Annotated in this window: 24 protein-coding genes and 4 tRNA genes; 21 read left to right on the top strand and 7 right to left on the bottom strand. The window is 56.9% G+C overall.

Going from position 1 to position 25,642, the window contains the following annotated elements:
• Window positions 1–259: 259 nt before the first annotated feature.
• The 6 genes from BM395_RS00140 to BM395_RS00115 all read left to right on the top strand — a co-directional run bounded on the left by BM395_RS00140 (window position 260) and on the right by BM395_RS00115 (window position 5,937).
• Window positions 260–601: a ribonuclease E inhibitor RraB gene (locus tag BM395_RS00140; RefSeq protein ID WP_069898628.1), complete on the top strand. Its 342-nt coding sequence runs from the start codon at window positions 260–262 to the stop codon at window positions 599–601.
• A 108-nt stretch (window positions 602–709) separates the two neighbouring features.
• Window positions 710–1,417: a type 1 glutamine amidotransferase gene (locus tag BM395_RS00135; protein WP_090508478.1), complete on the top strand. Its 708-nt coding sequence runs from the start codon at window positions 710–712 to the stop codon at window positions 1,415–1,417.
• Between the two features lie 413 nt (window positions 1,418–1,830).
• Window positions 1,831–3,240 (top strand): circularly permuted type 2 ATP-grasp protein, encoded by a 1,410-nt coding sequence (locus tag BM395_RS00130; RefSeq protein WP_090508477.1) that lies wholly within the window; start codon window positions 1,831–1,833, stop codon window positions 3,238–3,240.
• A gap of 143 nt (window positions 3,241–3,383) precedes the next feature.
• Window positions 3,384–4,334 carry an alpha-E domain-containing protein gene (locus BM395_RS00125; RefSeq protein WP_069899675.1) on the top strand — a complete coding sequence of 317 codons (951 nt, stop codon included), beginning with the start codon at window positions 3,384–3,386 and terminating at the stop codon, window positions 4,332–4,334.
• Window positions 4,331–5,128 carry a transglutaminase family protein gene (locus tag BM395_RS00120; RefSeq protein ID WP_069898622.1) on the top strand — a complete coding sequence of 266 codons (798 nt, stop codon included), beginning with the start codon at window positions 4,331–4,333 and terminating at the stop codon, window positions 5,126–5,128. Before BM395_RS00125 ends, BM395_RS00120 begins: the two co-directional genes overlap by 4 nt.
• A 74-nt stretch (window positions 5,129–5,202) precedes the next feature.
• On the top strand, window positions 5,203–5,937 hold the full coding sequence (locus BM395_RS00115) for a proteasome-type protease (RefSeq protein ID WP_090508476.1): 735 nt from the start codon (window positions 5,203–5,205) through the stop codon (window positions 5,935–5,937).
• Between the two features lie 3 nt (window positions 5,938–5,940).
• Here BM395_RS00115 and BM395_RS00110 read toward each other — a convergent pair whose 3' ends face one another.
• Window positions 5,941–6,750, bottom strand: a complete 810-nt coding sequence (locus BM395_RS00110; RefSeq protein ID WP_090508475.1) for a cytochrome c — start codon at window positions 6,748–6,750, stop codon at window positions 5,941–5,943.
• Window positions 6,747–7,106, bottom strand: a complete 360-nt coding sequence (locus BM395_RS00105; RefSeq protein ID WP_090508474.1) for a rhodanese-like domain-containing protein — start codon at window positions 7,104–7,106, stop codon at window positions 6,747–6,749. Before BM395_RS00105 ends, BM395_RS00110 begins: the two co-directional genes overlap by 4 nt.
• Before the next feature lie 633 nt (window positions 7,107–7,739).
• Between BM395_RS00105 and BM395_RS00100 the strand changes: the two genes are divergently transcribed.
• The 3 genes from BM395_RS00100 to BM395_RS00090 all read left to right on the top strand — a co-directional run bounded on the left by BM395_RS00100 (window position 7,740) and on the right by BM395_RS00090 (window position 12,089).
• Window positions 7,740–8,945, top strand: coding sequence for an acetyl-CoA C-acetyltransferase (locus tag BM395_RS00100; RefSeq protein WP_090508473.1), 1,206 nt, complete (start codon window positions 7,740–7,742; stop codon window positions 8,943–8,945).
• Between the two features lie 66 nt (window positions 8,946–9,011).
• Window positions 9,012–11,159 (top strand): 3-hydroxyacyl-CoA dehydrogenase NAD-binding domain-containing protein, encoded by a 2,148-nt coding sequence (locus tag BM395_RS00095; protein ID WP_090508472.1) that lies wholly within the window; start codon window positions 9,012–9,014, stop codon window positions 11,157–11,159.
• 201 nt (window positions 11,160–11,360) lie between these two features.
• The gene (locus BM395_RS00090; protein ID WP_069898610.1) at window positions 11,361–12,089 is read left to right on the top strand and encodes an amidotransferase; all 729 of its coding nucleotides are present in this window, start codon (window positions 11,361–11,363) and stop codon (window positions 12,087–12,089) included.
• A 69-nt stretch (window positions 12,090–12,158) separates the two neighbouring features.
• On the opposite strand, the gene BM395_RS00085 is transcribed toward BM395_RS00090, so the two are convergent.
• Window positions 12,159–12,890, bottom strand: a complete 732-nt coding sequence (locus BM395_RS00085; protein ID WP_090508471.1) for a 1-acylglycerol-3-phosphate O-acyltransferase — start codon at window positions 12,888–12,890, stop codon at window positions 12,159–12,161.
• A 201-nt stretch (window positions 12,891–13,091) separates the two neighbouring features.
• The gene (locus tag BM395_RS00080) at window positions 13,092–13,781 is read right to left on the bottom strand and encodes a crotonase/enoyl-CoA hydratase family protein (RefSeq protein ID WP_069898606.1); all 690 of its coding nucleotides are present in this window, start codon (window positions 13,779–13,781) and stop codon (window positions 13,092–13,094) included.
• A 292-nt stretch (window positions 13,782–14,073) separates the two neighbouring features.
• On the opposite strand from BM395_RS00080, the gene BM395_RS00075 reads away from it, so the two are divergent.
• The 4 genes from BM395_RS00075 to efp all read left to right on the top strand — a co-directional run bounded on the left by BM395_RS00075 (window position 14,074) and on the right by efp (window position 16,496).
• Window positions 14,074–14,163 (top strand) — tRNA-Ser (locus BM395_RS00075).
• 224 nt (window positions 14,164–14,387) lie between these two features.
• A complete protein-coding gene (locus BM395_RS00070; RefSeq protein ID WP_069898604.1) occupies window positions 14,388–14,597 on the top strand; it encodes a hypothetical protein in 210 nt (69 codons plus the stop codon).
• Between the two features lie 152 nt (window positions 14,598–14,749).
• Complete coding sequence (gene earP, locus BM395_RS00065) at window positions 14,750–15,877, top strand: elongation factor P maturation arginine rhamnosyltransferase EarP (protein ID WP_090508470.1); 1,128 nt, start codon at window positions 14,750–14,752, stop codon at window positions 15,875–15,877.
• Window positions 15,878–15,923: 46 nt separating this feature from the next.
• Complete coding sequence (gene efp / locus BM395_RS00060; protein ID WP_069898600.1) at window positions 15,924–16,496, top strand: elongation factor P; 573 nt, start codon at window positions 15,924–15,926, stop codon at window positions 16,494–16,496.
• A 1,078-nt stretch (window positions 16,497–17,574) separates the two neighbouring features.
• On the opposite strand, the gene BM395_RS00055 is transcribed toward efp, so the two are convergent.
• Entirely contained in the window at window positions 17,575–18,531 is a 957-nt protein-coding gene (locus tag BM395_RS00055; protein ID WP_090508469.1) for a LysR family transcriptional regulator, read from the bottom strand.
• 151 nt (window positions 18,532–18,682) lie between these two features.
• On the opposite strand from BM395_RS00055, the gene BM395_RS00050 reads away from it, so the two are divergent.
• On the top strand, window positions 18,683–19,429 hold the full coding sequence (locus BM395_RS00050) for a sulfite exporter TauE/SafE family protein (protein ID WP_425287575.1): 747 nt from the start codon (window positions 18,683–18,685) through the stop codon (window positions 19,427–19,429).
• On the opposite strand, the gene BM395_RS00045 is transcribed toward BM395_RS00050, so the two are convergent.
• Window positions 19,419–20,273, bottom strand: a complete 855-nt coding sequence (locus tag BM395_RS00045) for a LysR substrate-binding domain-containing protein (RefSeq protein ID WP_090508467.1) — start codon at window positions 20,271–20,273, stop codon at window positions 19,419–19,421. The genes BM395_RS00050 and BM395_RS00045 overlap by 11 nt on opposite strands.
• A gap of 96 nt (window positions 20,274–20,369) precedes the next feature.
• On the opposite strand from BM395_RS00045, the gene BM395_RS00040 reads away from it, so the two are divergent.
• The 4 genes from BM395_RS00040 (at window position 20,370) to queF (ending at window position 23,528) form a co-directional block, all read left to right on the top strand.
• On the top strand, window positions 20,370–20,603 hold the full coding sequence (locus BM395_RS00040; RefSeq protein WP_090508466.1) for a DUF1127 domain-containing protein: 234 nt from the start codon (window positions 20,370–20,372) through the stop codon (window positions 20,601–20,603).
• Between the two features lie 74 nt (window positions 20,604–20,677).
• A complete protein-coding gene (locus BM395_RS00035; protein ID WP_090508465.1) occupies window positions 20,678–21,895 on the top strand; it encodes a winged helix-turn-helix domain-containing protein in 1,218 nt (405 codons plus the stop codon).
• Between the two features lie 68 nt (window positions 21,896–21,963).
• Entirely contained in the window at window positions 21,964–22,662 is a 699-nt protein-coding gene (pyrF, locus tag BM395_RS00030) for an orotidine-5'-phosphate decarboxylase (protein ID WP_090508464.1), read from the top strand.
• 35 nt (window positions 22,663–22,697) lie between these two features.
• On the top strand, window positions 22,698–23,528 hold the full coding sequence (gene queF / locus BM395_RS00025; protein WP_090508463.1) for an NADPH-dependent 7-cyano-7-deazaguanine reductase QueF: 831 nt from the start codon (window positions 22,698–22,700) through the stop codon (window positions 23,526–23,528).
• A 79-nt stretch (window positions 23,529–23,607) separates the two neighbouring features.
• Here queF and folD read toward each other — a convergent pair whose 3' ends face one another.
• Complete coding sequence (gene folD / locus BM395_RS00020) at window positions 23,608–24,462, bottom strand: bifunctional methylenetetrahydrofolate dehydrogenase/methenyltetrahydrofolate cyclohydrolase FolD (RefSeq protein ID WP_069898591.1); 855 nt, start codon at window positions 24,460–24,462, stop codon at window positions 23,608–23,610.
• Window positions 24,463–24,740: 278 nt separating this feature from the next.
• Between folD and BM395_RS00015 the strand changes: the two genes are divergently transcribed.
• From BM395_RS00015 to BM395_RS00005, 3 genes are all read left to right on the top strand, one after another.
• Window positions 24,741–24,817, top strand: a tRNA-Arg gene (locus BM395_RS00015).
• 43 nt (window positions 24,818–24,860) lie between these two features.
• Window positions 24,861–24,936 (top strand) — tRNA-His (locus BM395_RS00010).
• Between the two features lie 61 nt (window positions 24,937–24,997).
• Window positions 24,998–25,082: transfer RNA gene (locus tag BM395_RS00005), tRNA-Leu, on the top strand.
• The last annotated feature ends 560 nt before the right edge of the window (window positions 25,083–25,642 follow it).

Below are 25,642 nucleotides of genomic sequence, written 5' to 3'. Positions count from 1 at the left end.
GCGGGGTTTTGCTGCTTGTTATCAGGAGGCTATGCAAGCTGTACAAGTTGGCGCTAGGATGGAATAGACGCCACTGGATTGTTTGTCATGAATTCGTGCGCGTTGTCCGGGTTTGATTCCAAGCCTGGCTTATGACACATCAAGTAGATCCTTGCTTGATTCTCGGGCGCCACCTGTTTGGGTGTCGCGACACCGCAGCTAGATGTGCGGTTGCTTTGGAACAGCGTTAATTTCGTCCATCGCCTGAGGGGGTCGTTTCATGAGCACAGCCATGCATGATGATGTCAGCAGCAATGTACTGCAGCGGATGAAAGAGGGCGGTTTTGATTTTTCGGCCTTTCACCCAATCGAGTTCTACGCCATTTTCCCGGATGAGGAGCGGGCCCGCACAGTGGCTAAAAACTTTCGTGGAGAGTCATGCAACACCCAGATTACCGTGCGAGAAGACGGTGCCTGGCACCTGCAAGTAAGCAAGGTGATGTTTGCGACATACCACGGTATTGGTGACTTTGAACAAGACCTTGAAGCGCTGGTAATTCCGCAGGGAGGTAAACTTGAAGGCTGGGGTGTGACGCAGGAGCTCAAGCGTCTAAACCCTTGATTCAGTGACATCCGCGTCACCACACCGGCTGGTTACTGGCCAGCCGGTGTATCACCGAATGCTCGACCGCACCGCCTGCATGCCGCAAACTTGGCGCAGGAGGCTGTTATGACCGATATAGTAATTCTGACCCACATTGATTATTGCCACCCTGGCCACCTTGCCCGGGTGCTGGATGAGGCGCAGCTGGATTTCAGCGTGTTGCGTGTTGATCTGGGTGAGCTCGACGGTCTTGACCTCGACCGGCCCAAGGCGGTCGCCATCATGGGCGGGCCCATGAGCGTTAATGATCCGTTGCCGTGGCTGCAAACCGAAGTCGCTGCGTTGCAGCACTTTATCCGACGCGACATACCCATGATCGGCCATTGTCTTGGCGGCCAGTTGCTAGCCAAGGCGCTCGGCGCGCAGATCCACAAAATGCCCTACACCGAGAGCGGCTGGCAAACCCTTGAGCGTACGCCCACGGCGGCGCAGAGCCCGTGGTTGAGTCATCTGCCAGAGCAGTTTGATATTTTCCAATGGCATGGCGACACCTTCATGCTCCCTGACGGCGCGCAGCCTCTGCTGCGTAACCCGTGGTGTGAGAATCAGGCATTTGCCTGGGGCGATAAGATTCTGGCGCTGCAAGGTCACCCTGAAATGACCGAGGAGCTCGTCCGCCAATGGCTGGGCGACTGGTCGCACTTGCTTGATCCATCCGAGCCGAGCCAGCAATCGCTGGACACGATGCTGAGCAATCTTCAGCAACGCGTGCGTGATCTCAATCGCACCGCCGAGGGTTTTTACCGGCATTGGCTGGCCATGATGGCGGCTTGATCTGTACGGCAACGGCTCGGGTTTGTGCGTGCCCGGGCCTGCCCATTTGCCCAATCAGAACTGTCTGCAACAACGCTGAGCGCAATGCTCCCAAACATCAGGTCGGTCAGTCGTGATGCAACACCCAGCTATGCTCTTCGTGGGTGTTGGCGCCAATTATGAAACTTGCATGAACCTAACGAGTGGTTTGTTGCTGCAAAAGTGGCTGGCGCGTACAAGTAACACCTTGATGCAAACCTTCTGCGCAAAATGTGCTTTGGTTTGGAGCATTGGCTTTGCTGGGCGCAGTTCACGTGGGCTGTTTTGGTGCGGCTCTGTTTTTCGTGGGCTATAACTAATTGATTAATAACAATTAATCAGACTGGCTCAGGCCTTGCAATGCTCCACATCAATCGGGTGACAAGGAGCAGAGCATGGCCCGCAGCTTTTATGACGAAATGTATATGGCCAATGGTGAGTGCCGTTCACATTATCGTGACTTCACCCGCTGGTTAGCCGAAACCCCGCAAGATCTGCTGGCGCAGCGCCGCCGTGAAGCCGACCTGTTATTCCACCGTGCTGGGATTACCTTCACGCTTTACGGCGATGATCAGGGCACCGAACGGCTGATCCCATTCGACATCATCCCGCGCAGTATCCCAGCCAGTGAATGGGCCGTGGTCGAGCGAGGCTGTATCCAGCGTGTTCAGGCATTGAACATGTTCCTCACCGATCTCTATCACGATCAGAGAATCATCAAGGCCGGTGTGATTCCAGCCGAGCAGGTGCTGGCGAACGACTGTTACCAGTTGGCCATGCAGGGGCTCGATCTGCATCGCAATACCTACGCGCACATTGCCGGTGTCGATCTGGTGCGCGATGGCGACGGCAGCTATTACGTCCTCGAAGACAACCTGCGCACGCCCAGCGGTGTGAGCTACATGCTCGAAGACCGCAAGATGATGATGCGCCTGTTTCCCGAGTTGTTCGCGGCGCAGCGGGTAGCACCCATTGATCATTACCCGAGCCTGTTGCTCGACACGCTGCGCGCCTCATCACCGCTCGACAATCCGACCGTGGTGGTGCTTACGCCGGGGCGCTTCAACAGTGCCTATTTTGAGCATGCGTTTCTGGCGCGTGAGATGGGTGTCGAGTTGGTCGAAGGCGCGGACCTGTATGTGCGTGATGACAAACTGTTCATGCGCACCACTTCAGGTCCCAAGCAGGTCGATGTGATTTACCGCCGCCTCGATGATGCCTTCCTTGATCCGCTGGCATTCAATCCGGATTCAATGCTTGGCGTACCCGGGCTGCTTTCGACCTATCGCTCGGGCAATGTGGTGCTGGCCAACGCCATTGGCACCGGGGTGGCGGACGATAAATCGATCTATCCCTACGTCGATGAAATGATACGTTTCTATCTCACTGAAGAGCCGATTCTCAAGAACGTGCCGACCTGGCAGTGCCGTAAACCGGCTGATCTGTCACATGTGCTGGCTAATCTGAGTGAGTTGGTGGTCAAGGAAACTCAAGGCTCGGGTGGCTATGGCATGTTGGTGGGCCCGGCTGCCAGCAAGGCTGAGATCGAGGCGTTCCGCGCCCGCCTGATCGCCAAGCCCCATGCTTACATCGCTCAGCCAACCTTGTGCCTTTCGACCTGTCCAACCTTTGTTGAACAGGGCATTGCACCGCGGCATATCGACTTGCGCCCATTTGTATTGTCTGGCCGCGAAACCCGGCTGGTGCCGGGCGGTTTGACGCGCGTGGCGCTGCGTGAGGGCTCCTTGGTCGTTAACTCATCGCAAGGCGGTGGCACCAAGGATACCTGGGTCGTCGAGGACTAGAACAAGGGCAATGCGCAGACTGCATTGCGGGCTATCAACAAGACAACAAGGAGGGTTTATGCCAGGCATTGATCACACCACGTTCTGCACCGTTTTGGCTGCAGGCCTCCGCGTTGGCACATTACTGTGAGCATGGGCTGATTATGTTGAGTCGAACTGCCTCGGATTTGTACTGGATGTCGCGTTATCTGGAACGTGCTGAAAACCTCGCACGAATGCTCGATGTCAGTTATTCACTGTCGCTGATGCCACAAGACGGCAGCAAACATGGCCTCGATGAATTGGCCATGCCGTTGCTGATTACGGGCACGCTGGACGAGTACCTGGAAAAGTACGGACAGATGCATGCCGAACGCATGCTGACCTTTTTCGCTCTCGATCCGCAGAACCCGGCGAGTATCTATTGTTGCCTGCAAGCTGCCCGTACCAACGCGCATGCAGTGCGCGGGCGCATCACGGCAGACATGTGGGAGAACATCAACTCAACCTGGCTGGAGATTCGCGGCATCTCCGAACAGGGGCTTGGCCGTTACGGTATCAGCCACTTCTGTGAGTGGGTCAAGCAGCGCTCGCACCTGTTCCGTGGCGCTACGTTCGGCACCATCATGCGGGGCGAGCCGTACCGGTTCATTCGTCTGGGCACCTTTATCGAGCGCGCCGACAACACCTTGCGTTTGCTCGATGCGCGCTATGAATTGCTGGGCGAGGACATCGACGAAATTGACGGGCGACCGGCCCGCAGCTATTACCAATGGACCGCTTTGCTTCGGGCGTTGTCATCGTTCGAAGCCTTTGCCGAAATCTATCGGGGCTCACCCAACTCGAGACGGGTGTCCGAGTTATTGCTGTTACGCCCAGAACTTCCGCGCTCACTACGAGCCTGTGTAGACGAGTTGAATCTGATGCTCAGTGGCTTGCCGGGTGACAACGGCCGGCCTGCACAACGTCTGGCCGCCGAATTGCTCGCGCGGCTGCAATACACCGTCATTGATGAAGTGCTTGAAGAAGGGTTGCATACCTGGCTGACGGATTTTATCCAGGTGGTCCGCGAATTGGGCCAAACCATTCAAGCGTCCTATCTGGAGGTTGCATGAGACTTTCTATCAGCCACGACACGACCTATCACTATGAAGATCAGGTGCGGGCAAGCATCCAGTATTTACGCATGACCCCGCACGACAGTGAACGCCAGCAAGTGCTCAACTGGCAGCTGAATCTGCCGCGGCCGGTGCGTGCGCAGGTCGACCCGTACGGCAATATTCTGCATGTGCTGACCATGGACGAGCCGCACGAGTCGATTGTAATCGGCGCGCAGGGCGTGGTCGAAATCAACGAGACCCTTGAAGCCGAACACGAAGCGCTTTCAGCTTATCCATTCTTGCGCTTCACCCAATTAACCGAGGCGGATGATGCATTGCGCGAATTCAGCCTCAAGCAGTGTCACGACCGACGTGACCGCAGTGCTCTGATCGACCTGATGCACGCGCTCAATTCGCATATTGAATATGTGCCGGGCACTACGGCGATTGAGACCAGCGCGGCGCAAGCCTTCGCCGGCCGCCAAGGGGTGTGCCAGGACCATGCGCATGCGTTTCTTGCCTGTGCACGCGCGTTGGGGATTCCGGCGCGTTATGTCTCGGGTTACCTGTACACAGACAGCAGTGATCATCTGGCCAGCCATGCATGGGCCGAGGCCTGGCTGGATGATGCCTGGTACAGTTTTGACGTCACCAACTGCCTGGATAAACCGTCGCGTCACTTGAAGTTGGCGGTCGGGCTGGACTATCTGGATGCCTGTCCGGTACGCGGCATGCGGCGCGGTGGCGGTATCGAGCAAATGCGTGCCCGGGTCGAAGTTGCATCGACGCCCATGGTTCAAGAACAGTAACCACTTTGTAGCCTCAACACGCGCTCAGCCCGGCTTGTCTGGTCTGAGCGTTTTGTCTTTTTAAGGGATTAATCATGACCTATTGCGTGGCAGCCAAACTCACAGCCGGACTGGTGTTCATCTCGGATACCCGCACCAATGCCGGTATCGACCATATCGCGACCTTTCGCAAGCTGCATGTATTTGGTGTGGCAGGCGAGCGGCTGATTGTCCTGCAGTCGGCTGGCAATCTGGCCACCTCGCAGGCGGTCATCAGCTTGTTGCAGCAGCGGCTCAACACGGACTGGGTCAACCTGAACAGCGTGAGCAGCCTATTTGCTGCGACCACTTTGGTGAGTGACACCATGCGCGAAGTGCTCGAGCGTGATATGCAGGGCGTGCTGGCCAAAGGCGTGGACATGAGCTGCTCGTTCTTGCTCGGCGGGCAGATTCAGGGTGGGGCGCCTGAGCTTTACAATATCTACCCGCAAGGCAACTTTATTGCCGCCACCGAAGACACGCCTTACTTCCAGATTGGCGAGAGCAAATACGGCAAGCCGATACTGGATCGCTCGCTGGACTGCTTCAGCAGCTTGCAGGATGCGCTGCGCTGCGCCTTGATCTCGTTCGACTCGACCCTGCGCAGCAACTTGTCGGTGGGCATGCCGCTGGATGTGTTGGTGTATCACAGTGACAGCCTGAATATTCCGGCAGGCTTTAGGGTTGAAGAAGATGATGAGTACTACAACCTGATTCGCCAGCGCTGGAGCTCGGAGCTGAGCAAAGCCCTCACTGAATTGCCCGAACCGAGCAACTGCTATGGCTTGTAGTGGCTAGGGCAGCTGAACCTTGTGCTGCACCATGTGCGCCAGATAGGCGATCAGGTCGATGAGTTGCTCATCGCTGATGGCGCGGCTGTCGAATCCGGGCATCTTGCCTTGTGGCCAGCGGCGCAGGCTCTGCGGGTCACGGATGTAGGACTTTAGAAAATCCCCGGCCAGATACTCGGTGGGGTTGTGCGGCACGTTCAGATCGGGCCCGAACTGCGCATCGCCAGCGCCGTTGAGACGGTGGCAGGCCAGGCAGTTTTTCTGAAACTGGACAAATCCACGTTCAACCTGTGTGCTCGCATCCTCACCCGGTACCAGCGCAGGGTAACGCTGCGCTACAGAGGTTTGCTGGCGCAAGCTGGCAATTTGAAACGGCCACTGTTCCGCGCCAATGCCGCTGGCTTCGGGGTTCAGCCAGACCAGATAAAACGGCCCGGCACTTGGCTTTCCCGCAGCCAGTGCAGGCCACGGATCTTTAGGGTCTTCCACCGCCAGCCAGGCTTGTGCTGCTGTGTTGCCTAGAATAACCGGCATCGGTAATTCGGCAGCAAAGCCGTCGAGTGCGATCGCCTGTAAATGATCGTGCGGTTGCAGTTCACCCAGCAGTGCCTTGAGCGGCACAGCACGGTACTGCATGGGTTTCTTGTAGCTGACATCGGCCGGGATGCTGACAGTCTGCACCTGCGGATGGGCAAGCAATTGTTCACTCGACCAGTGCTGGGTGCCGATATTGGTTTGCACACTGAGCTGCGCGCTGTGGCTGGTGGCGCTGAACAGCAAAGCAGCAAGGAATACCCCGAGCAGGCGCGTCATGGCTGTGTCTCCAGCGCCTTGGCCAGCGCTTCATAACCGCCGGCATTGATCACATTGCGATAGCCCATGGCTTGCAGGGTGTTTTGCGCAATGCCTGAGCGTGCGCCGCTGCGGCAATAGAGAACAATCGGGGTGTCTTTGTCCGGGCTCAGTTGGCCTATTTGTTGGGCAATCTGCTCGTGGCCGATGCGTGTGGCGCCGGCAATTGAGCCCGCCGCGAATTCAGGCTGGGTGCGCACATCTATCAGGACTGTTTGCGGGGCTTTGAGCGCCTCAAGTGCGGCGTTTAGCTGAGTATCGCTGGCCTGAGTCATCAGGCTGAAAAACATGAGGGCAAAAGCACAAAGAATACGCATGGCGTCTCTCAACTGAACGGTGAGAATCACCCTAGCATATTGCGCTTAGCGGTCGAATGTCAGACGGGAATTGCCAAGCCCGGTTAATTAACCAGGCGCGTGAGATTGGGCAGAATCAGCACCACGGTAATCGCAAAGACGATGAGACCTGCCTGACGGTACTTAGGCTGTTTGAACATGGCCAGATACCCTTTTTGTTAATGGGGCGACTTTCAAGCAAAAGCCAGTAGCTCTTTAAAGTGCCCGGTGTGGTGCTAACCGCTCCGGCAAAACCCGGCAGCGAATCATGCGCAGAACCGCTCTCGCGTTTACTGCCAGCACGGGTAACTGTAGGGGGACTGAGAAGTTCTGTTTATAAGATTTGGTTTCTAAAGCCACACGTTCTTGTGTTTATGGTTATTAATTGATGCGCGAGGAATTGAGCAGCCCTTGCGCTAGACAGGAAATTCCAGAGCTGGCCACTAAAGCGCCAGTATTTGACCGTTCGTCTGAGCGCTCAGGTCAATTGGCCTGAGCAGTTCTGTCATTGAGTCCGCTGGGCTGGCGCGTATGGTGGAGTCTGAACCGGTAGAGTGCCAGCCAAAGCTGGTGTGACCGCCGCCAAACTCCCACCCGTGGAGGAATGAGGACGACATGAACGAAGCATTCATATTCGATGCAGTGCGCACGCCCCGTGGTAAAGGCAAGAAAGACGGCGCGCTTTACAGCGTCAAGCCCGTGAATCTGGTGGCTGGACTACTGCGCGCGTTGCAGGCGCGCAACAACCTCGATACCAGCCAGGTCGATGACATTGTGCTCGGCTGCGTCACGCCGGTCGGAGATCAGGGCGCAGACATAGCCAAAACAGCAGCCATGGTTGCCGATTGGGATGTCAGCGTTTCCGGCGTACAGCTCAATCGTTTTTGCGCCTCCGGGCTCGAAGCCGTGAACCTGGGGGCGATGAAGGTTCGCTCGGGTTTTGAAGATTTGGTTGTGGTTGGCGGTATCGAGTCGATGTCGCGCGTGCCGATGGGCTCTGATGGCGGTGCGTGGGTGATGGACCCGCAAACCAACATGCACACCCATTTCACCCCGCAGGGTATTGGAGCCGACCTGATCGCAACCCTCGAAGGCTTTAGCCGCACAGATGTCGACAGCTATGCCATGCGCTCTCAACAGAAGGCCGCACGCGCACGCGGTGATGGCTCATTCGACAAGTCGCTGATTCCGGTCACCGATCAAAATGGTGTGGTGCTGCTTGATCATGACGAGTTCATCCGCGCGGACTCGACGCTTGAAGGCTTGGGGAGTTTGAAGCCAAGCTTTGCCATGGTCGGCCAGATGGGTTTCGACAGCACCGCGTTGCAGGTTTACAGCCACCTCGAAAAAATCGAGCACGTACACACGCCAGGCAACAGCTCGGGCATTGTCGATGGCTCGGCGCTGATGCTGATCGGCTCCAAGGCCAAGGGCGAAGAGTTGGGCTTGAAACCACGCGCACGGATTGTTGCCACGGCGGTGACCAGCACCGACCCGACCATCATGCTCACCGGCCCGGCGCCTGCTACGCGCAAAGTGCTGGCCAAAGCCGGGCTGCAAGTCAGTGATATCGACTTGTTTGAGGTCAATGAGGCGTTTGCCTCTGTGGTGATGAAGTTCATGAAGGAAATGGCCGTTGATGAATCGCGGGTCAACGTCAATGGTGGCTCGATTGCCATGGGCCATCCGCTCGGCGCGACCGGCTGCGCGATTCTTGGCACCTTGCTCGACGAACTCGAAGCGCGTGAGTTGCGTTACGGCCTTGCGACGCTGTGTGTCGGCGGCGGTATGGGTATCGCCACCATCATTGAACGTATCTGATCATCACGCCAAGCCGTGCGCCAACTTGAGCGGCGCAGGCCTGCACAGTGTCGGGGAAAGAACAGCATGACTGAAGCTATTCGCTATGAAAAAGGCCCGGACGATATCGTCGTTCTGACCATTGATATGCCGGGCCAGAGCGCCAACACCATGAATGCGGATTACCGCAGCGCCATGGCGGCGACTGTCGAACGCCTGGAGACTGAAAAGGAGCAGATTCGCGGGGTGATTATCACCTCGGCGAAGAAGACCTTCTTTGCCGGCGGCGACCTCAATGAGCTGGTTAAGGTGACTCAGGCCGATGCGCCGCAGTTCTACCAGATGACGCTTAACATCAAGGCGCAATTGCGCCGCCTTGAAACACTCGGCAAGCCGGTAGTGGCGGCAATCAATGGCGCTGCGTTGGGCGGCGGTTGGGAGATTTGCCTGGCCTGCCATCATCGGATCGCGCTGGACAGCAGCGCGGTGCAGATCGGCTTGCCGGAAGTCACTCTCGGTTTATTGCCGGGCGGCGGCGGGGTGGTGCGCATGGTGCGTTTGCTGGGGCTGGAAAAAGCCCTGCCGTACCTTGCCGAAGGCAAGAAGTTGCGCCCTGATGCGGCCTTGAAGGTCGGCTTGATCGATGCGCTGGCCAGTGACCGTGATGACATGATGGCCAAGGCCCGTGCCTGGATCATGGCTAACCCGGAGGCCAAGCAGCCCTGGGATCAGGCAGGTTACAAGATGCCGGGCGGCACACCGGCAACGCCGAGTGTGGCGCAAATGCTCGCCATCGCGCCCTCGGTACTGCGCGACAAAACCCGTGGTTGCTACCCCGCACCAGAGAAAATCATGTGCGCTGCGGTCGAGGGCGCACAGGTCGATTTCGACACCGCGCAACTGATTGAAGCGCGCTACTTCACCGAGCTGACCACCGGCCAGGTGGCGAAGAACATGATCGGCACCTTCTGGTTCCAACTCAATCAGATCAATGCCGGTGGTTCGCGCCCCAAGGGATACGAGCCGAGCAAAACCCACAAGGTCGGGGTGATCGGCGCCGGAATGATGGGCGCTGGGATTGCGTATGTCTCAGCGGCAGCCGGTATCGAGGTGGTGCTCAAAGACGTATCCATCGAGGCGGCCGAGAAGGGCAAAAGCTATTCGGCTGCGCTGCTGGAGAAGAAAGTCGGTCGCGGCCAGATGAGTGTCGACAAGCGTGATGCCTTTCTTGAGCGCATTCGCGCAACCGACAAGGATGCCGACTTCGAAGGCTGCGATCTGATTATCGAAGCCGTGTTCGAAGACCGCGATCTGAAAGCCAATGTCACCGCAGCAGCTGAAGCTGTAGCGCTGAATGATGCGGTGATCGCCTCGAATACCTCGACCCTGCCAATTACCGGGCTGGCTACCGCTGTGGCCGGACAAGACAAGTTCATCGGCCTGCATTTTTTCAGCCCGGTCGACAAAATGCCGCTGGTTGAGATCATCAAGGGTGAGCAAACCAGCGATGCAACTTTGGCCCGTGCGTTTGACTACGTCATGCAGATCAAGAAAACCCCGATCGTGGTGAACGACAGTCGCGGCTTCTTCACCTCGCGGGTGTTCGGCACGTTTACCAACGAAGGGCTGGCGATGCTTGGCGAAGGCGTTGCGGCGCCGCTGATCGAGAACGAGGCGCGCAAGGCTGGCATGCCGGTTGGCCCTCTGGCGATCAGTGACGAAGTCTCGATGAGCTTGATGAGCCACATCCGCAAGCAAACCATCAAGGACTTTGCCGAGGAGGGACGAACCCTGCCGGAGCATCCCGCGTATGAGGTAATTGAGCTGATGCTCAGTGAGTTCAAGCGCAGCGGCAAGGCGGCCGGTGGCGGCTTCTATGAGTACCCGGCCGGCGCCAAGAAGCATCTATGGTCGGGGTTGAAGGAGCACTTCGAGAAAGCGGACGGGCAAATTCCGGCGGTTGATGTGCGCGACCGCATCCTGTTCATTCAAGCTATCGAAACGGTGCGCTGCCTTGAAGAGGGCGTGTTGCTTTCGGTCGCCGACGCCAACATCGGTTCGATCTTCGGCATCGGCTTCGCTGGCTGGACGGGCGGCGCGTTGCAGTTTATCAACCAGTACGCCATCAAAGACTTCATCGCCCGAGCCGAATACCTGGCTGAGCAATACGGTGATCGCTTCTTGCCGCCAGCGCTGCTGCTCGACAAGGCTGCCAAGGGCCAGTTGTTTCAGTAGCTGTTAAATCGGCGTAATAAATGGCTGCAGTTTAAAGCTGCAGCCATTTTTTTTAGCTAATCAGAAAATATGATCTGCGATCGCAGATTTTTCTTGTAATATTTTGCCCGACGGGCGCCCCTGCCTATTGCCTAGTTGCGCCTGGCAGGGCACGCTATTACACGGTTTATATCAATCACCTGCGTTTAGGGATTCTGCCTAATGCCGTTGCAAATCTGTATTTTGGAAACCGATCATCTTCGCCCGGAGCTGGTTGACCAGTATCAGGGCTATGGCTACATGTTTCAGCAGCTGTTTGCTCAGCAGCCGATCGCTGCCGAGTTCACGGTTTACAACGTGGTGGCCGGTCATTACCCGGCAGACTCCGAGGTTTACGATGCGTATCTGGTAACAGGTAGCAAGGCAGATTCTTTCGGCACTGATCCATGGATTGAAACCCTCAAGACCTACTTGCTTGACCGCTATCAGCGCGGTGACAAGTTGCTGGGCATCTGTTTTGGCCACCAACTGCTGGCGTTGTTGCTGGGCGGCAAGGCTGAGCGTGCGACTAACGGCTGGGGTGTCGGCGTGCACAATTATCAGCTGGCCAACAAGCCTGCCTGGTTGCAGCCGCAGACCAATGATTTTTCATTGCTGATTAGCCATCAGGATCAGGTCACTAAACTGCCGGAAAACGCCACCTTGTTGGCATCCAGTGAGTTTTGTCCAATCGCCGCCTACTCGATTGATGATCAAGTCCTGTGCTTCCAGGGTCATCCCGAGTTCGTGCCCAGCTACTCGCGTGCGCTGCTCGATCTGCGCCAGCAGTGCATCGGCGAAAACAGCTACCGCAAAGGCATCGACAGCTTGCAGCAGCAGCATCAGGGCAGCACTGTTGCCGAGTGGATGATGCGTTTTGTGGCCAATGGCCGTGAGTCTGCCGCGCTTTAGCCGGTGAGCAATAACGCGTAAAAAAGCCCGATGCAGTCGCCTGTATCGGGCTTTTTCATGGGCGCTGGATTAACCGGCTGCTTGCTCTATCAGCTCGCGGGTCATCTGGTCGATGCAGTCTTGCATCTGCACGCGGCATTGCTCGATCAATGCTGGCATGTCGCTGTGGGTCATGTGCGCCGTTTCAATCGGGGCCAGCGAGCGGATCATGATTTTGCCCGTGTTCCAGCGACCGAGTTTAACCGTGCTCGCGTAATGGCTGGTGCACACCGGAATAATCGGCACGCCAGCGTCAATCGCCATCTGAAAAGCCCCGCGCTTGAATGGGAACAACTGCTGGCCCGGATTGCGCGTGCCTTCAGGAAATACCCAGATCGAGGTGTCGCGGTTCTTCAGGGTTTCGGTGGTGGTTTGCATCGCCTGCTTGGCCTTGCGCGCATTGCCGCGATCCAGCAATACATTACCTGCCAACCAATACAGCTGACCAAAGAACGGCACCCACTTAAGGCTTTTTTTGCCCAGGCTGACGGTACGTTCAGGAACGACGCGGCCAAGTACATAAAGGTCATAGTTGGATTGGTGATTGGCAATGATCACGCACGCGCGCTTTTTCGCGAACAGCGAGGAGACCTCGGTTTTCAGGTTTATGCGCAAAATCCACAACGCGGGTATTGAGTAGAGGCGGGCGCAAAGGCGACTGTTGTCGGGGTTAAAGGGACGGCAGATGCACAGCAGCAAACCGGCTACACCGGCAATTACGAAGTGCAGCCCCATCAACAGCATCCGGGCAATAAAAAGCATCAGCTACGACCGACTTGAAATAAGGGCGCGCAGTGTACGAGGGCCGCTCGGGAACAGCAATTAGCCATAGACAACAGGTTGTTACCAGCACAATCGAGGGCAAGGCGCAGAGGCTCTGGCCTGATGCTTGCGGGGGGAGTGGGGAGGCGCAAAACCCTGCACAAACATGCCTTCAGGCACGTTCATGCAGGGCAGAAGCACTTAGAAACTGAACGATTTGTCCAGTTCGATTGCCTTGTCGAGCGTTTCAAGCAGCGCTTTGCGCACCTTCAGCTTGGTGTTTTTATGCGCCTTCATATTGATCTTCTTCATTTGCTCGGCCGCGGCCCGTGCCGTTGGCAGCAACGCGTCGGCGGCGACAACCTTGTCAAGGAAGCCGGCTGAAAGTGCGCCCTGCGGATCGAACATCTCACCGTTGATGACGGAGCGTTGGAACGCCGATTTGCGCAGGCGATCACGCGCCAGTTCAATGCCGACGTGGTGCATGGTCATGCCGATCTGCACTTCGTTGAGGCCAATGCTGAACGCACCTTCAACACCAATCCGGTAGTCGGCAGAGAGGAGAATGAACGCACCCTTGGCTACCGCGTGACCGCCACAGGCCACGATAATCGGATAGGGGTGGGCGAGCATGCGTCGGGCCAGCGTCGAGCCAGCGGCGACCAGGTCAATTGCGTTCTGAGGGCCAGAGGTCATTACTTTGAGGTCATAGCCGCCAGACAAAATACCTGGCTGGCCAGTGATGATTACGATGGCCTTGTCTTGCTCGGCTTGATCCAGTGCTGTGTTGAACGCGGCGATTACGTCTGGAGAAATGGCGTTGACCTTGCCATTGCTCAGGGTCAGGGTGGCAATACCGTCTTCAAGTTGATAGCTAATCAGGTCGCTCATGCTCGGGTTTCCTACTCAAGAAGTTGGCTGACGTTACCCATACAATCGACGCCGGTAAAGTGCGGTGACTGACTGATGGGTCAGCGTACAGCTGTTCCACCTGCGATTGCGCAGCAGGCCGTGCCGTTATGCGGGGCGATTCGGCAGATTCGCCTGCCAACAGATAGCTAAAAAGCCCCGTGATCAGAGAAAAATCTCATAAGCGCATGAATAGCCTGAAAAAACTTTTGCGTTTAAATCCATCTTCGGCTACATTAGCGCGCCTCGACAGACAGCAATGTCTTCGAGATCCGGTGAAGTGTCCGAGCGGTTGAAGGAGCACGCCTGGAAAGTGTGTATACGAGAAATCGTATCATGAGTTCGAATCTCATCTTCACCGCCACTTTCTCAAAAAGCCCCGTAAATCTTAGATTTACGGGGCTTTTTGCATTCTATGGGCGCTATTTCTGCGGTGCCTGCGCCACGCATTACCCAGCGTCCTGGCTTTGCGCACAGATCCTCTGCAAAGCGCAATCTTAAAAAGCCATAACCACTATTAATCCTGCTGATTGTTCATTCCTGCGGGGGTGTCTGAAAATAGACCCATCCAAAGTTATGGAGGTTCGTATGCCCCAACTCAGCATTATGTCCCTTGTCGGCAGTGCCGTTCCTGAAGCGCTTCGCGCCAGAGGTGCGTTGGCTTGTTGGTTTATTGTGGTTGATGGTGTGCAGATGTCCGGCCCGTTCGCATCCCGTGAGGATGCCGATCGCTGCAAAGCTGCCTGGGCGTCGCAACTGTCCGAGTTCGAGCCAAGCAACTACTCGATGACCATGTGAATACCTGTTTCCTCCCTTGAGCCGAGTTGCTCCTTCGGTTCACTTTAACCCACCCCAGCGGTGGGTTTTTTCTGTCTGCAGCTTTTTGCCGGATACCCCTAGCCTGCGGCGAAAGGCTAAACTGGGCGCTGTTGAGTCAAGGGCGAAAATTTGTGAAGTGGGACATTTTCTGCAGTGTTGTCGATAACTTCGGCGATATCGGGGTTACTTGGCGTCTTGCCCGGCAATTGGTAGCGGAGCATGGGCTGCACGTACGCTTGTGGGTCGATGATGTCGCCGCATTTGCACGCATTTGTCCTCAGGCCAGCCCGGACGCTAGCGAGCAGTTGCAGCTCGGGGTGGAGGTGCGTCATTGGCACAGTCAGTGGCAGCCGGTCGAACCCGCTGATGTGGTAATCGAGGCGTTTGCCTGTGAATTGCCTGCGGCCTATGTGCGTGCGATTACCGAGGGCAAGCGGCGGATTCTTTGGCTTAACCTTGAATATTTGAGCGCAGAGGATTGGGTGAGTGGTTGTCATGGCTTGCCATCGTTACAGTCCGGGGGCGTGCAGAAGTATTTCTTTTTCCCGGGCTTTACTGAAAGCACCGGTGGTTTGCTGCGTGAGGCGGGTTTGCTTACACAGCGCCAGGATTTTGTGGCGAATGAGCAGGCTCGTCAGCAGTTTTTGCGCTCGATAGGTGTTGAGCCCATCGCCTGTGCGCGGCTGATGTCACTGTTTACCTACGAGAGTGCAGGTCTGTCCAGCTGGCTGGATGTGCTTGAGCAAGATTCGCAATGCACCCAGTTGCTGGTGCCTGAAGGGCGAATTCTCGCGGACCTTGGTCGCTGGCTGGCGGTTGATGATCTGAAAGCGGGCGACTCGCAGCGCAGGGGCGCGCTGCAAATCAATATCTTGCCGTTTATAGAGCAGCGCCAATACGACCAGTTGCTCTGGTGTTGCGACTTTAATGCGGTACGAGGAGAGGACTCGTTCTTGCGCGCGCAATGGGCGGGCCGACCGCTGTTGTGGCATATCTATCAGCAGGAAGAAGGCGCCCATTGGGAAAAAATGCAGGCCTTTTTGTCGCTTTACTGTCGCGACTTATCGCCGCTGGCTGGCGCCGCAATCACCTCGCTGTGGCAGGCTTGGAGTGCGCAGGAGTCGGTTGCAGAGCCTTGGCAGGCGGTGTTGCTGCATTGGGATGAGCTGTCGGCGCATGCCGAAAAGTGGTGTGAGCAGCAGGCCGAATATCAAGATCTTGCGACGACGCTGGTGCAGTTTCAGCAAAATTGGCTATGATACGCGGCTCAGAATTCTGTAACTCCATTCAAATCCGGATATTAGTATGAAAACCGCACAAGAAATGAAGCCCAACAGTGTGGCTCTGATCGACGGCCAACCTTGGCTTATCCAAAAGGCCGAGTTCACCAAGTCCGGTCGTAACAGTGCCATCGTTAAAATGAAGCTGCGCAACCTGTTGACCGGTTCCTCGACTGAAACCGTATACAAGGCTGACGACAAGCTTGAGCCGGTTATCCTCGATCGCGTAGACGTAACCTACTCGTACTACAGCGAGCCGAACTACGTTTTCATGGACGAAGAGTTCAACCAGTACGAGTTGAACAAAGACGACCTGGAAAGCGTTATGCCTTTCATCGTTGACGGCATGACCGACGTTTGCGAAGCCGTATTCTTCGAAGGCAAAGTTGTTTCTGTTGACCTGCCGACTACCATCGTTCGTCAGATCGCTTACACCGAAGGTTCTGCACGTGGCGACACGTCTGGCAAGGTGATGAAGCCTGCCAAGCTGAGCAACGGTACCGAAGTTAAGGTTGCTGATTTCTGCGAAATCGACGACTGGATCGAAATCGATACCCGCACTGGCGAGTACAAGTCGCGCGCTAAAGCACCGGTCTAAGACCTGCTTTAACCTGCGATCAAAAGAGCCCGGCCATTGCGCCGGGCTTTTTTTCGGCTGCAATTTGGCTTCGGTCGTAGGGGCGACGAGGTTTGGGCGTGGTTCAGGCGATTTGTTGAATAGCCAAAGCCCCCGTGCATGTGATGCGGCGTTGCACAGATGGCTATGACGGATTGCCCCAAAGGGGCTATCCATCCTCCGGCTTGGTGTTGTCTGTGATCGGGATGTGGAGGATGGATAAACCGCCGGTTAATCCGTCATGGCGGTCTTTGGGCGTGACGGGTTTTTGCGTTCGGTTTTGGCGGTTTGCCGGATGATGAAATGCCACGCGCGGGAGGTGCGGCGTTGCACAAATGGCTATGACGGATTGCCCCGAAGGGGCTATCCATCCTCCGGTTTTGGTATTTCCCGAGATGGGGGAGGATGGATAAACCGCCGGTTAATCCGTCATGGCGATCTCTGGGTGTGGTTGGGGTTTGTGTTTGTTTTTGGCGATTTGCCGGGTTATGAAATGCCACGCGCGGGAGGTGCGGCGTTGCACACATTGCTATGACGGATTGCCCCGAAGGGGCTATCCATCCTCCGGGTTGGTGTTGTCTGTGATCGGGATGTGGAGGATGGATAAACCGCAGGTTAATCCGTCATGGCGATCGTTGGGCGTGACGGGTTTTTGCGTTCGGTTTTGGCGATTTGCCGGGTTATGAAATGCCACGCGCGGGAGGTGCGGCGTTGCACAAATGGCTATGACGGATTGCCCCGAAGGGGCTATCCATCCTCCGGTTTTGGTATTTCCCGAGATGGGGGAGGATGGATAAACCGCCGGTTAATCCGTCATGGCGATCTCTGGGTGTGGTGGGTTTTTGCGTTCGTTTTTGGCGATTTGCCGGATTATGGAATGCCACGCGCGGGAGATGTGGCGTTGCACACATTGCTATGACGGATTGCCCCGAAGGGGCTATCCATCCTCCGGGTTGGTGTTGTCTGTGATCGGGATGTGGAGGATGGATAAACCGCAGGTTAATCCGTCATGGCGATCGTTGGGCTTGGGGAGCTTTGTGTATGGCTTTTGCGGCGGTATTTAACCCGCGGCGAACAGGCTTTGCAGGGAAAGGTCCCATGGCGCTACGGGGGCGAAGCGTTGTTTGAGAAACTCCAGCAGCAAGCGGCTGCGTGACGTGCTTTCGCGGTCCAGGCGCAAGGCGTAGATACCGCTGGGTTCGGCGGGCGGCAGGCCGTTTTGGCAAAACAACGCCTGTAGTTCACCGCGCAGCAGGTGCTCGTGAATCAACCACGTCGGCAGGTGGGCGATGCCGAGGCCGCCTACTGCGCTGAAAAGCAAGGCTTCGGCGTTATTGGCGGTCATGCGCAGGCGTTTGGGGCGGTACGCGTTGGTTTTCCCTGAGTCTTCAAATCGCCACGCGTGCGGCGGGGCGAGGATGCTCCAATCGAGTCCGTGATGCTCGGTCAACTCCGAAGGGGACTGCGGTGTGCCGTGTTGCGCCAGATACTCGGGGCTGGCGCAGGCAACCCGTACCAGCGGCGAGAGCGGCGTCGCCACCAGGCGAGTGTCGGCCATTGGGCCGATGCGCAACACCAAATCAACTTCGCCCAGATGCTCGCCCTGCAAATCAACAAAACTGTCGATCAGGCGTAACTGCACATCAAGGCCCGGATAGGCTTTGAGAAAGTCGGCAATGGCCGGCGCCAGATGCCGGCGGCCGAAGGGTGAGGGCGCATCAATGCGGATCAATCCCTCTGGCTGGGTTGTCAGCGATACCGCTTCGGCGCGGGCCAGATTCAGCTCGCCAAGAATGCGTCTGGCGCGCTCGGCAAAAGCTTGCCCTGCGGGTGTGACGCGCACAGCGTGGGTGGTTCGGTTAAACAATACCGTGCCAAGTGAGCGCTCAAGCGAATCCATGCGCCGGGCCACGGCTGACGGTGTTAACGGGTGACGTCTGGCAGCGGCCGAAAAACTGCCGGTGTCGAGCACATCGAGAAAAAGGCTGAGTTGAGCGTTGAGTGCATCCGGATTCATGGTTGTCCTGCTTTTGCATGGTGCGCATAGCCATTGTGCGCTGTTGTGCGTTTCCGGGATAGTCGCGAGCCGTTAATCTGGCGCCATCTGCTGCTTGCTTGAGTAGGCGGCATTTTTGCGTGTTTGCTCTTTTGACCCTGAGGCCTGTGTGATCGATTTTGTTCTAAACCTGTTATTAGGCGCCGCACTTGGCTCTCTCGGCGGCTTGTTCGGCATCGGCGGTGGTCTGATTGCAATCCCGGCGATGGGGGTGTTATTCGGTCTCGATCAGCAGATGGCTCAGGGCACCGCGCTGGTCATGGTTGTGCCTAATGTGCTGTTGGCACTGTGGCGTTATCACCAGCGCAACCGGATTGATATTCGCCATGCGCTGGCGCTGGCCATAAGCAGCTTCATTTTTGCATTGATGGGCGCGAGTTGGGCGGTCGGCCTCGATGCCGGGCGCATGCGTTTGGCATTCGTCGGATTTCTGATTGCCTTGGCCCTGTACAACTTGGCGCGGATCTATTTTCGCCCACCTGCTGGTGGCACCGAGTTGCGCTATCCGTGGCCTTGGCTGGCTGCACTCGGAGGTGGCGCGGGATTGCTCGGCGGCTTGTTTGGTGTGGGTGGTGCGGTGCTGGCAACTCCAGTGCTGACCAGTATTTTCGGCACTACACAGGTGATCGCTCAGGGCCTCTCGCTGGCGCTGGCAGCCCCGAGCACCGGGGTGACGCTGGTCACCTATGCGTTGCATGATCATGTGGACTGGGCGCTTGGTTTGCCGTTAGCAATCGGCGGTCTGCTCAGTATCAGTTGGGGCGTGAAGCTTGCCCATGCGTTGTCAGAGCAGGTTCTGCGCGGCTTGTTCGCGGGTTTTTTGCTGGTTTGCGCGGCTTCGCTGTGGCTTAAAGTCTGAAGCCTTCAACAATCTGTTCGGCCAGTGCTTCGGTCACCGGAGACTGGCTTTGCTCATTGCGCAGCAGGACGATGCTGGCTGATGGCATCGGCGGTAAACCTTCTGCTTCGCCGATAATGCGCATGTCGGGCGTAATCAGGCTTTGCAGTTGCGCGGTTACCGCAAGCCCCGCGCTGACGACGGCCATGATTGCCGACAGGCTGGGGCTGGTATAAGCCAGCCGGTATTCGCGACCGATTGCGTCCAATGCATTACAGGCCCAGGACCGGCAAAAGCATTGTGAATTGAACATGGCCAGTGGCAGCGGCTCCTGCTCATGCGGGCTGAAGCCTTGAGCCTCGGCCCAGACAATGCGCTCCTGGCGGAGTAATTGGCCAATCTCGGTGCCTGGCTCGCGGGTGACAATGGTCAGGTCGAGGTCGTGGCGTTGCAGGAGCTGAAAGGAGGGCTCGCAATGCAGCTCTACCTGAACCAGCGGGAACTCCTGGGCAAAGCGCGACAGAATCCCCGGCATAAAGCGCATCACATAATCATCCGGTGTACCGATTCGCACGGAACCGACCATGTGCGGCTCGCGCAATGTGTTTATTACTTCACCGTGCAGCTTGAGAATGCGCCGCGCATAGCCCAGCAGCACTTGGCCTTCCGCGGTCAGCTTGACCTGCCGGCCGTCGCGCTCAAACAACGCGCGCTGCACGACATCTTCTTCGAGGCGCTTCATCTGCATGCTGACAGCCGATTGCGTGCGGTTCACGGCATTGGCTGCGCGCGTAAATCCGCCGTGATCGGCGATGGCGACGAAGGTGCGCAGCAGCTCGCTGTCGATGCTGGGGTAGTTGGCCATTGATCAATCTCAGAGATGCAAGACATAAGAAACATTCGTTAGATTGATCATAAGCCCGGAGTGAAACTGTCGCCAACCCCACAGGAGGGCGATGAGATGAAAGGTCAAAAAGGTTATGCGATTGTCAGTGTGCCGACTCATGCGTCTGTCGGTCTTTTATCAGCTTTGCGTGCTGTCTATGCGCGGCTTATGCGGTGGCGGCAGCTATCGAGCCAGCGTCGGCGTCTGTCTGCATTGAGTGATGCCGCACTCAAGGATATTGGCTTGAGCCGGGCCGATATCATGCAAGAAACCCGGCGGCCGTTCTGGGATGACCCTTTGAGTAAATGAGTGAAGGTTGATTGCTTGCTGCGCCTGAACGGGTTTCTCGGCATCATGGATAAATCCCACAAGGAGGCTGGTTAATGCGCAGCGAGCAGTCACTTTCTCTCAAGCAGGCGCGCCGCCTGGCATTGGCGGCGCAAGGGTTTCACGGGCGCGCGACCGAACGTGTGCAGGCGCCGAAGGCGGCGCAGATTCGGTCTGCCTTGCAGCGTTTGGCTGTGGTGCAAATCGATTCGGTGAATGCGCTAGTGCGTTCGCACTATTTGCCGCTGTTCTCGCGATTAGGTGTTTACCCGCAAGTACTGCTAGAGCGCGAGGCGTGGGGGCCTAAACGCAGTCTTTTCGAGTGCTGGGGGCACGAAGCCTCGTTAATGCCGCTTGAGCGTTATCCGCTGATGGTCTGGCGCATGCAGCGTGCCCGAGCCGGAGCGGGGATTTATAAGCAGTTGGCCGCTTTCGGTCGCGAACAACAGCCGTTGATCAAGCAGGTTCTGCAACAGGTGCAGGAGCGTGGCGCTTTAGGGGCGGGCAGTTTGGCTTCGGGCGGTAAAGGAACTGGCGGCTGGTGGGGCTGGAGTGCAGAAAAGCACGCGCTCGAATGGTTGTTTGCCGCGGGTGAGGTAACGGTTGCGCAGCGTAAAGGCTTTGAGCGCCTGTACGATTTGCCGCAGCGCGTCCTGCCCAAAGCTGTGCTGGAGCAGCCGGTGCCAGATGAGGCTGAATCGCAGCGCCAATTGCTGTTGTTTGCAGCGCATGCATTAGGCGTGGCAACCGAGGCGGACCTGCGCGATTACTTCCGCCTCGATGCTGTCGACAGCAAAGCGCGCCTTGCCGAGCTTTTGGAGGAGGGCGCGCTGCAGCAAATGAGCGTCGAGGGCTGGCCGCAGGCCGCTTATGCGCCGGCGCAAATCAGCATCCCGCGCAAAGTGCAGCGCAGTGCGTTGCTGTCCCCGTTTGACTCGTTGATCTGGGCGCGACCGCGTACCGAGCGGCTATTTGATTTTCGCTATCGGTTGGAAATTTATACACCGCAACACAAGCGTGTGTATGGCTATTACGTGCTGCCGTTTCTGCACAATGAACAGCTTTTGGCACGGGTGGATCTGCGGGCTGAGCGGGCGGCAGGGGTTCTGGCTGTGCATGCGCTGCACACTGAGGTGCATGGGCTGGATGAGGAGGCGCTGCGGGCTTTGCAGCAAAACTTGCAGGCCATGTGCGACTGGCTCGGGCTGCAGCGTGTGCAGATCAATTGTCAGTCAGATCTCGCCCGGCGCCTGCAAATGTTGAATGTTGATTAGCGGGTCAGCAAGGCGCAGCGCCTTACGCTACAATGCGCGGCGAATTTGACTGACCCGAGAGAACACCCATGCCTGCTTGCCAGACGCCGATTATCGTTGCCCTGGATTTCCCGACTCGTGATGCTGCCCTGGCACTTGCCGATCAGCTTGATCCTGCTCTGTGCCGGGTCAAGGTTGGTAAAGAGTTATTCACCCGTTGCGGGCCAGATATCGTCGCGGCATTGAGCGCAAAGGGCTTCGAGGTGTTTCTTGACCTGAAGTTTCACGACATCCCCAATACCACGGCGATGGCGGTCAAGGCAGCGGCTGAAATGGGCGTGTGGATGGTCAATGTGCACTGCTCAGGCGGCCAGCGCATGATGACAGCATGCCGCGAAACCCTTGAATCACTGAATGGACCGAAGCCACTACTGATCGGCGTGACCGTGCTGACCAGCATGGAACGCGAGGATCTTGCAGGCATTGGCCTTGATGTTGAGCCGCAAGAGCAGGTTCTGCGTCTGGCCGGTTTGGCGGCGCAGTCGGGGCTCGACGGTTTGGTCTGCTCTGCGCAAGAGGCGCAAGCCCTGAAAATCGCTCATCCGCAATTGCAGTTGGTTACCCCGGGTATTCGCCCGGCAGGCAGCGCGCTGGACGACCAGCGGCGGATTCTCACGCCGAAGCAGGCGCTGCAAGTTGGCTCCGACTATCTGGTTATCGGTCGCCCGATCAGCAAGGCGGTGTCACCCGCGCAGGCGTTGGCAGATATTGTCGCTGAGCTGGCTTGAGTCTTTTAACGTAGCGTTCTGATTGGGTTGCCGTCATGCATCACTCTGCTGAAAATTCGCCGCTGGGCAAGTCCAGTGAATACATTGCCACTTACTCGCCACAGCTGTTGTTTCCGATACCGCGTGCGCCGAAGTGGGCCGAGTTGGGGCTGACGGCTGAGACGTTGCCCTATCAGGGCGTGGATTTCTGGAACTGCTTTGAGTTGTCGTGGTTGCTGCCGAGCGGCAAGCCGGTCGTGGCGATGGCCGAGTTCGCGATTCCGGCAGACTCACCCAATATCATCGAATCGAAGTCGTTCAAGCTCTACCTGAACTCACTCAACCAATCCGTATTCGCCGATGCCGACGCTGTGGCGGCGGTTATGGTCAAGGATTTGTCTGCTGCTGCGGGCAAGCCGGTGGCCGTGCGTGTGCGCAGCCTTAATGAGGTTGCCGCCGAAGGCGTCGCGCAGTTGCCTGGCACCTGCATTGACGAGTTGGACGTTGCGATAAGCAATTATGCGCAGCCGCGTCCGGAATTGTTGGCTTGTGACGCGCAGCGGGTGGTGAGTGAGACTGTTTACAGTAACCTGCTCAAATCCAATTGCCCGGTGACCGGTCAGCCGGACTGGGGCACGGTGGTGATCGAATACCGCGGCCCGGCCATTGATCAAGCCAGTTTGCTGGCTTACCTGGTGAGCTTCCGTCAGCACGCTGATTTTCATGAGCAGTGCGTCGAGCGCATCTTTCTGGATTTGCAGCGTTTGCTCAAGCCAGAATCACTCACTGTCTATGCGCGCTATGTGCGCCGAGGCGGGCTGGATATCAATCCGTATCGCAGCACCTCGCCTATTGCGCCGGATAATCGCCGTCTGGTGCGTCAGTAGGTTTTGCTATCGCGCTGTTAAAACAAAAACGCCCCGAACTGCAAGCAGTCGGGGCGTTTTGCTGTACGCGCCAAGCTAATCAGTCGTGCAGATGCTCAGCAGCGTGCAAGGTGTTTTCCAGCAGGCTGGCGCGCGTCATGGGGCCAACGCCGCCTGGAACCGGGGTAATCCAGCCAGCGCGGGGCAGGGCGGTTTCGTACACCACGTCGCCAATCAGCTTGCCGTCTTCCTGGCGGTTGATACCGACATCAATGACGATCGCGCCCGGCTTGATCCATTCACCCATCACCAGGCCCGGCTTGCCGGCGGCAACTACAACCAGATCTGCATCGCTGACGTGGCGAGCCAGATCCTTGGTGAAGCGGTGAGTGATGGTCACGGTGCAGCCTGCCAGAAGCAATTCCATCGCCATCGGACGACCGACGATATTGGAGGCACCGACAACCACCGCGTGCAAACCATAAAGATCCACGCCTGTGCTGTGCAGCAGGGTCATGATGCCTTTCGGTGTGCAAGGGCGCAGCAACGGCATGCGTTGAGCCAGGCGGCCAATGTTGTACGGGTGGAAGCCGTCGACATCTTTGTCTGGGCGGATACGCTCGAGGATCAATGATGAGTCGAGGTGATCCGGCAGCGGCAATTGCACCAGAATGCCGTCGATGCTCGCTTCGTCATTAAGACGGTCGATCAGGTCGGCAAGGTCTTGCTGGCTGGTGCTAGCTGGAAGGTCATAAGCCTGAGATACAAAGCCGACTTCTTCACAGTCCTTGCGCTTGTGTGAGACATAAACCTGAGAGGCCGGATCGCTACCGACCAAGATTACTGCCAGGCCTGGTGCACGAAGACCCTGCTCGCGGCGCTCGGCGACACGGTGGGCTATCTGCTGGCGTAGGCTGGCGGCGATCGCTTTGCCGTCAATCAGTTGTGCAGTCATTGCGCTTGGTTAACCATTGAGGGGGGATGGAAAAGGGTGTGTATTCTCGCATGTAGAAGGTGTCGGGCAAAGGCGCGAGCCTACTATTTTCATGTAACTCCTTTATCTAACTGATTTTTTTTCGATTTTAGTGTTGACGGGTACGAGAACACTCATTAATATTCGCCCCGCTGTCGAACACAGCCAGTTGCTGGATAAGACGGCAAACGCAGAATCTCCTAGTGATAGGCTGTGACTGCAGATGCCGAAAGACTTAAAGTCTGCTTGCAGATTGATAAGCGCCCGTAGCTCAGCTGGATAGAGCATCCGCCTTCTAAGCGGATGGTCGCAGGTTCGAGTCCTGCCGGGCGTGCCATTAGGCAGCTAGGCGCAGCAGATGTAGATGTAAACGCAATATGGTGGGCGTAGCTCAGTTGGTAGAGCACAGGATTGTGACTCCTGGTGTCGTGGGTTCGATCCCCATCGTCCACCCCATATTCGAAAAGAGCGCTGGGTCTTAAAAAGCCCGGCGCTTTTGTTTCAAAGGTTAGACCACGCGGACGTGGTGAAATTGGTAGACACACTGGATTTAGGTTCCAGCGGCGCAAGCTGTGAGAGTTCGAGTCTCTCCGTCCGCACCATCTAAGCTGCTGTTATCAAGCATCGCTTCGATCGCAGTAGTACAAAAGGCAGTTCCGAAAGGGCTGCCTTTTGTCGTTTCTGGGGTTTGTGTTTTAGCGCTTCCGGTGTTTGCGCAAATCCAGATCCGGTTGCGGTTTCGTGTGGGGGTTGCCTGCCTGAGTTGAGCATTCGCACCCTGCAGATCGCGTCGCCATCATTGTTCGGGTTATAACCCGGTTCTGGCTGGTAACTGTTTGATTTATAGAGTATCCGGAACTGAGTGTGTAAATCCCTTTTCAGTCTAGCGTAACATAAAGCCTGTAAAGCGGAATTGCATGTGTAATTATAGCATCTTACAATTCTTCTCATAAACCGGAACTGAGTGTGGAGCCTCCTCATGTGCTAGCTCACCCGGCACCCATAAGTACTGGATTTCAGGACGGATCTGGAGCGTAGCGTCAGGCTCTGTGATTGCCTAGAAGCACGATAAATAAGGAACGTACGATGCCATCAGTTTTATCCCAGATCCTTGCCAGCTTCCGCGAGAAAGCACTGTCCGAACGTGACAAGGGCACTGACT

Origin of the sequence: Pseudomonas marincola, from assembly GCF_900116605.1 — a bacterium.
Lineage (GTDB): Bacteria > Pseudomonadota > Gammaproteobacteria > Pseudomonadales > Pseudomonadaceae > Aquipseudomonas > Aquipseudomonas marincola.
The sequence above is the reverse complement of the archived record's forward strand: the minus strand, read 5'-3'. Positions and strand labels throughout refer to the sequence as shown.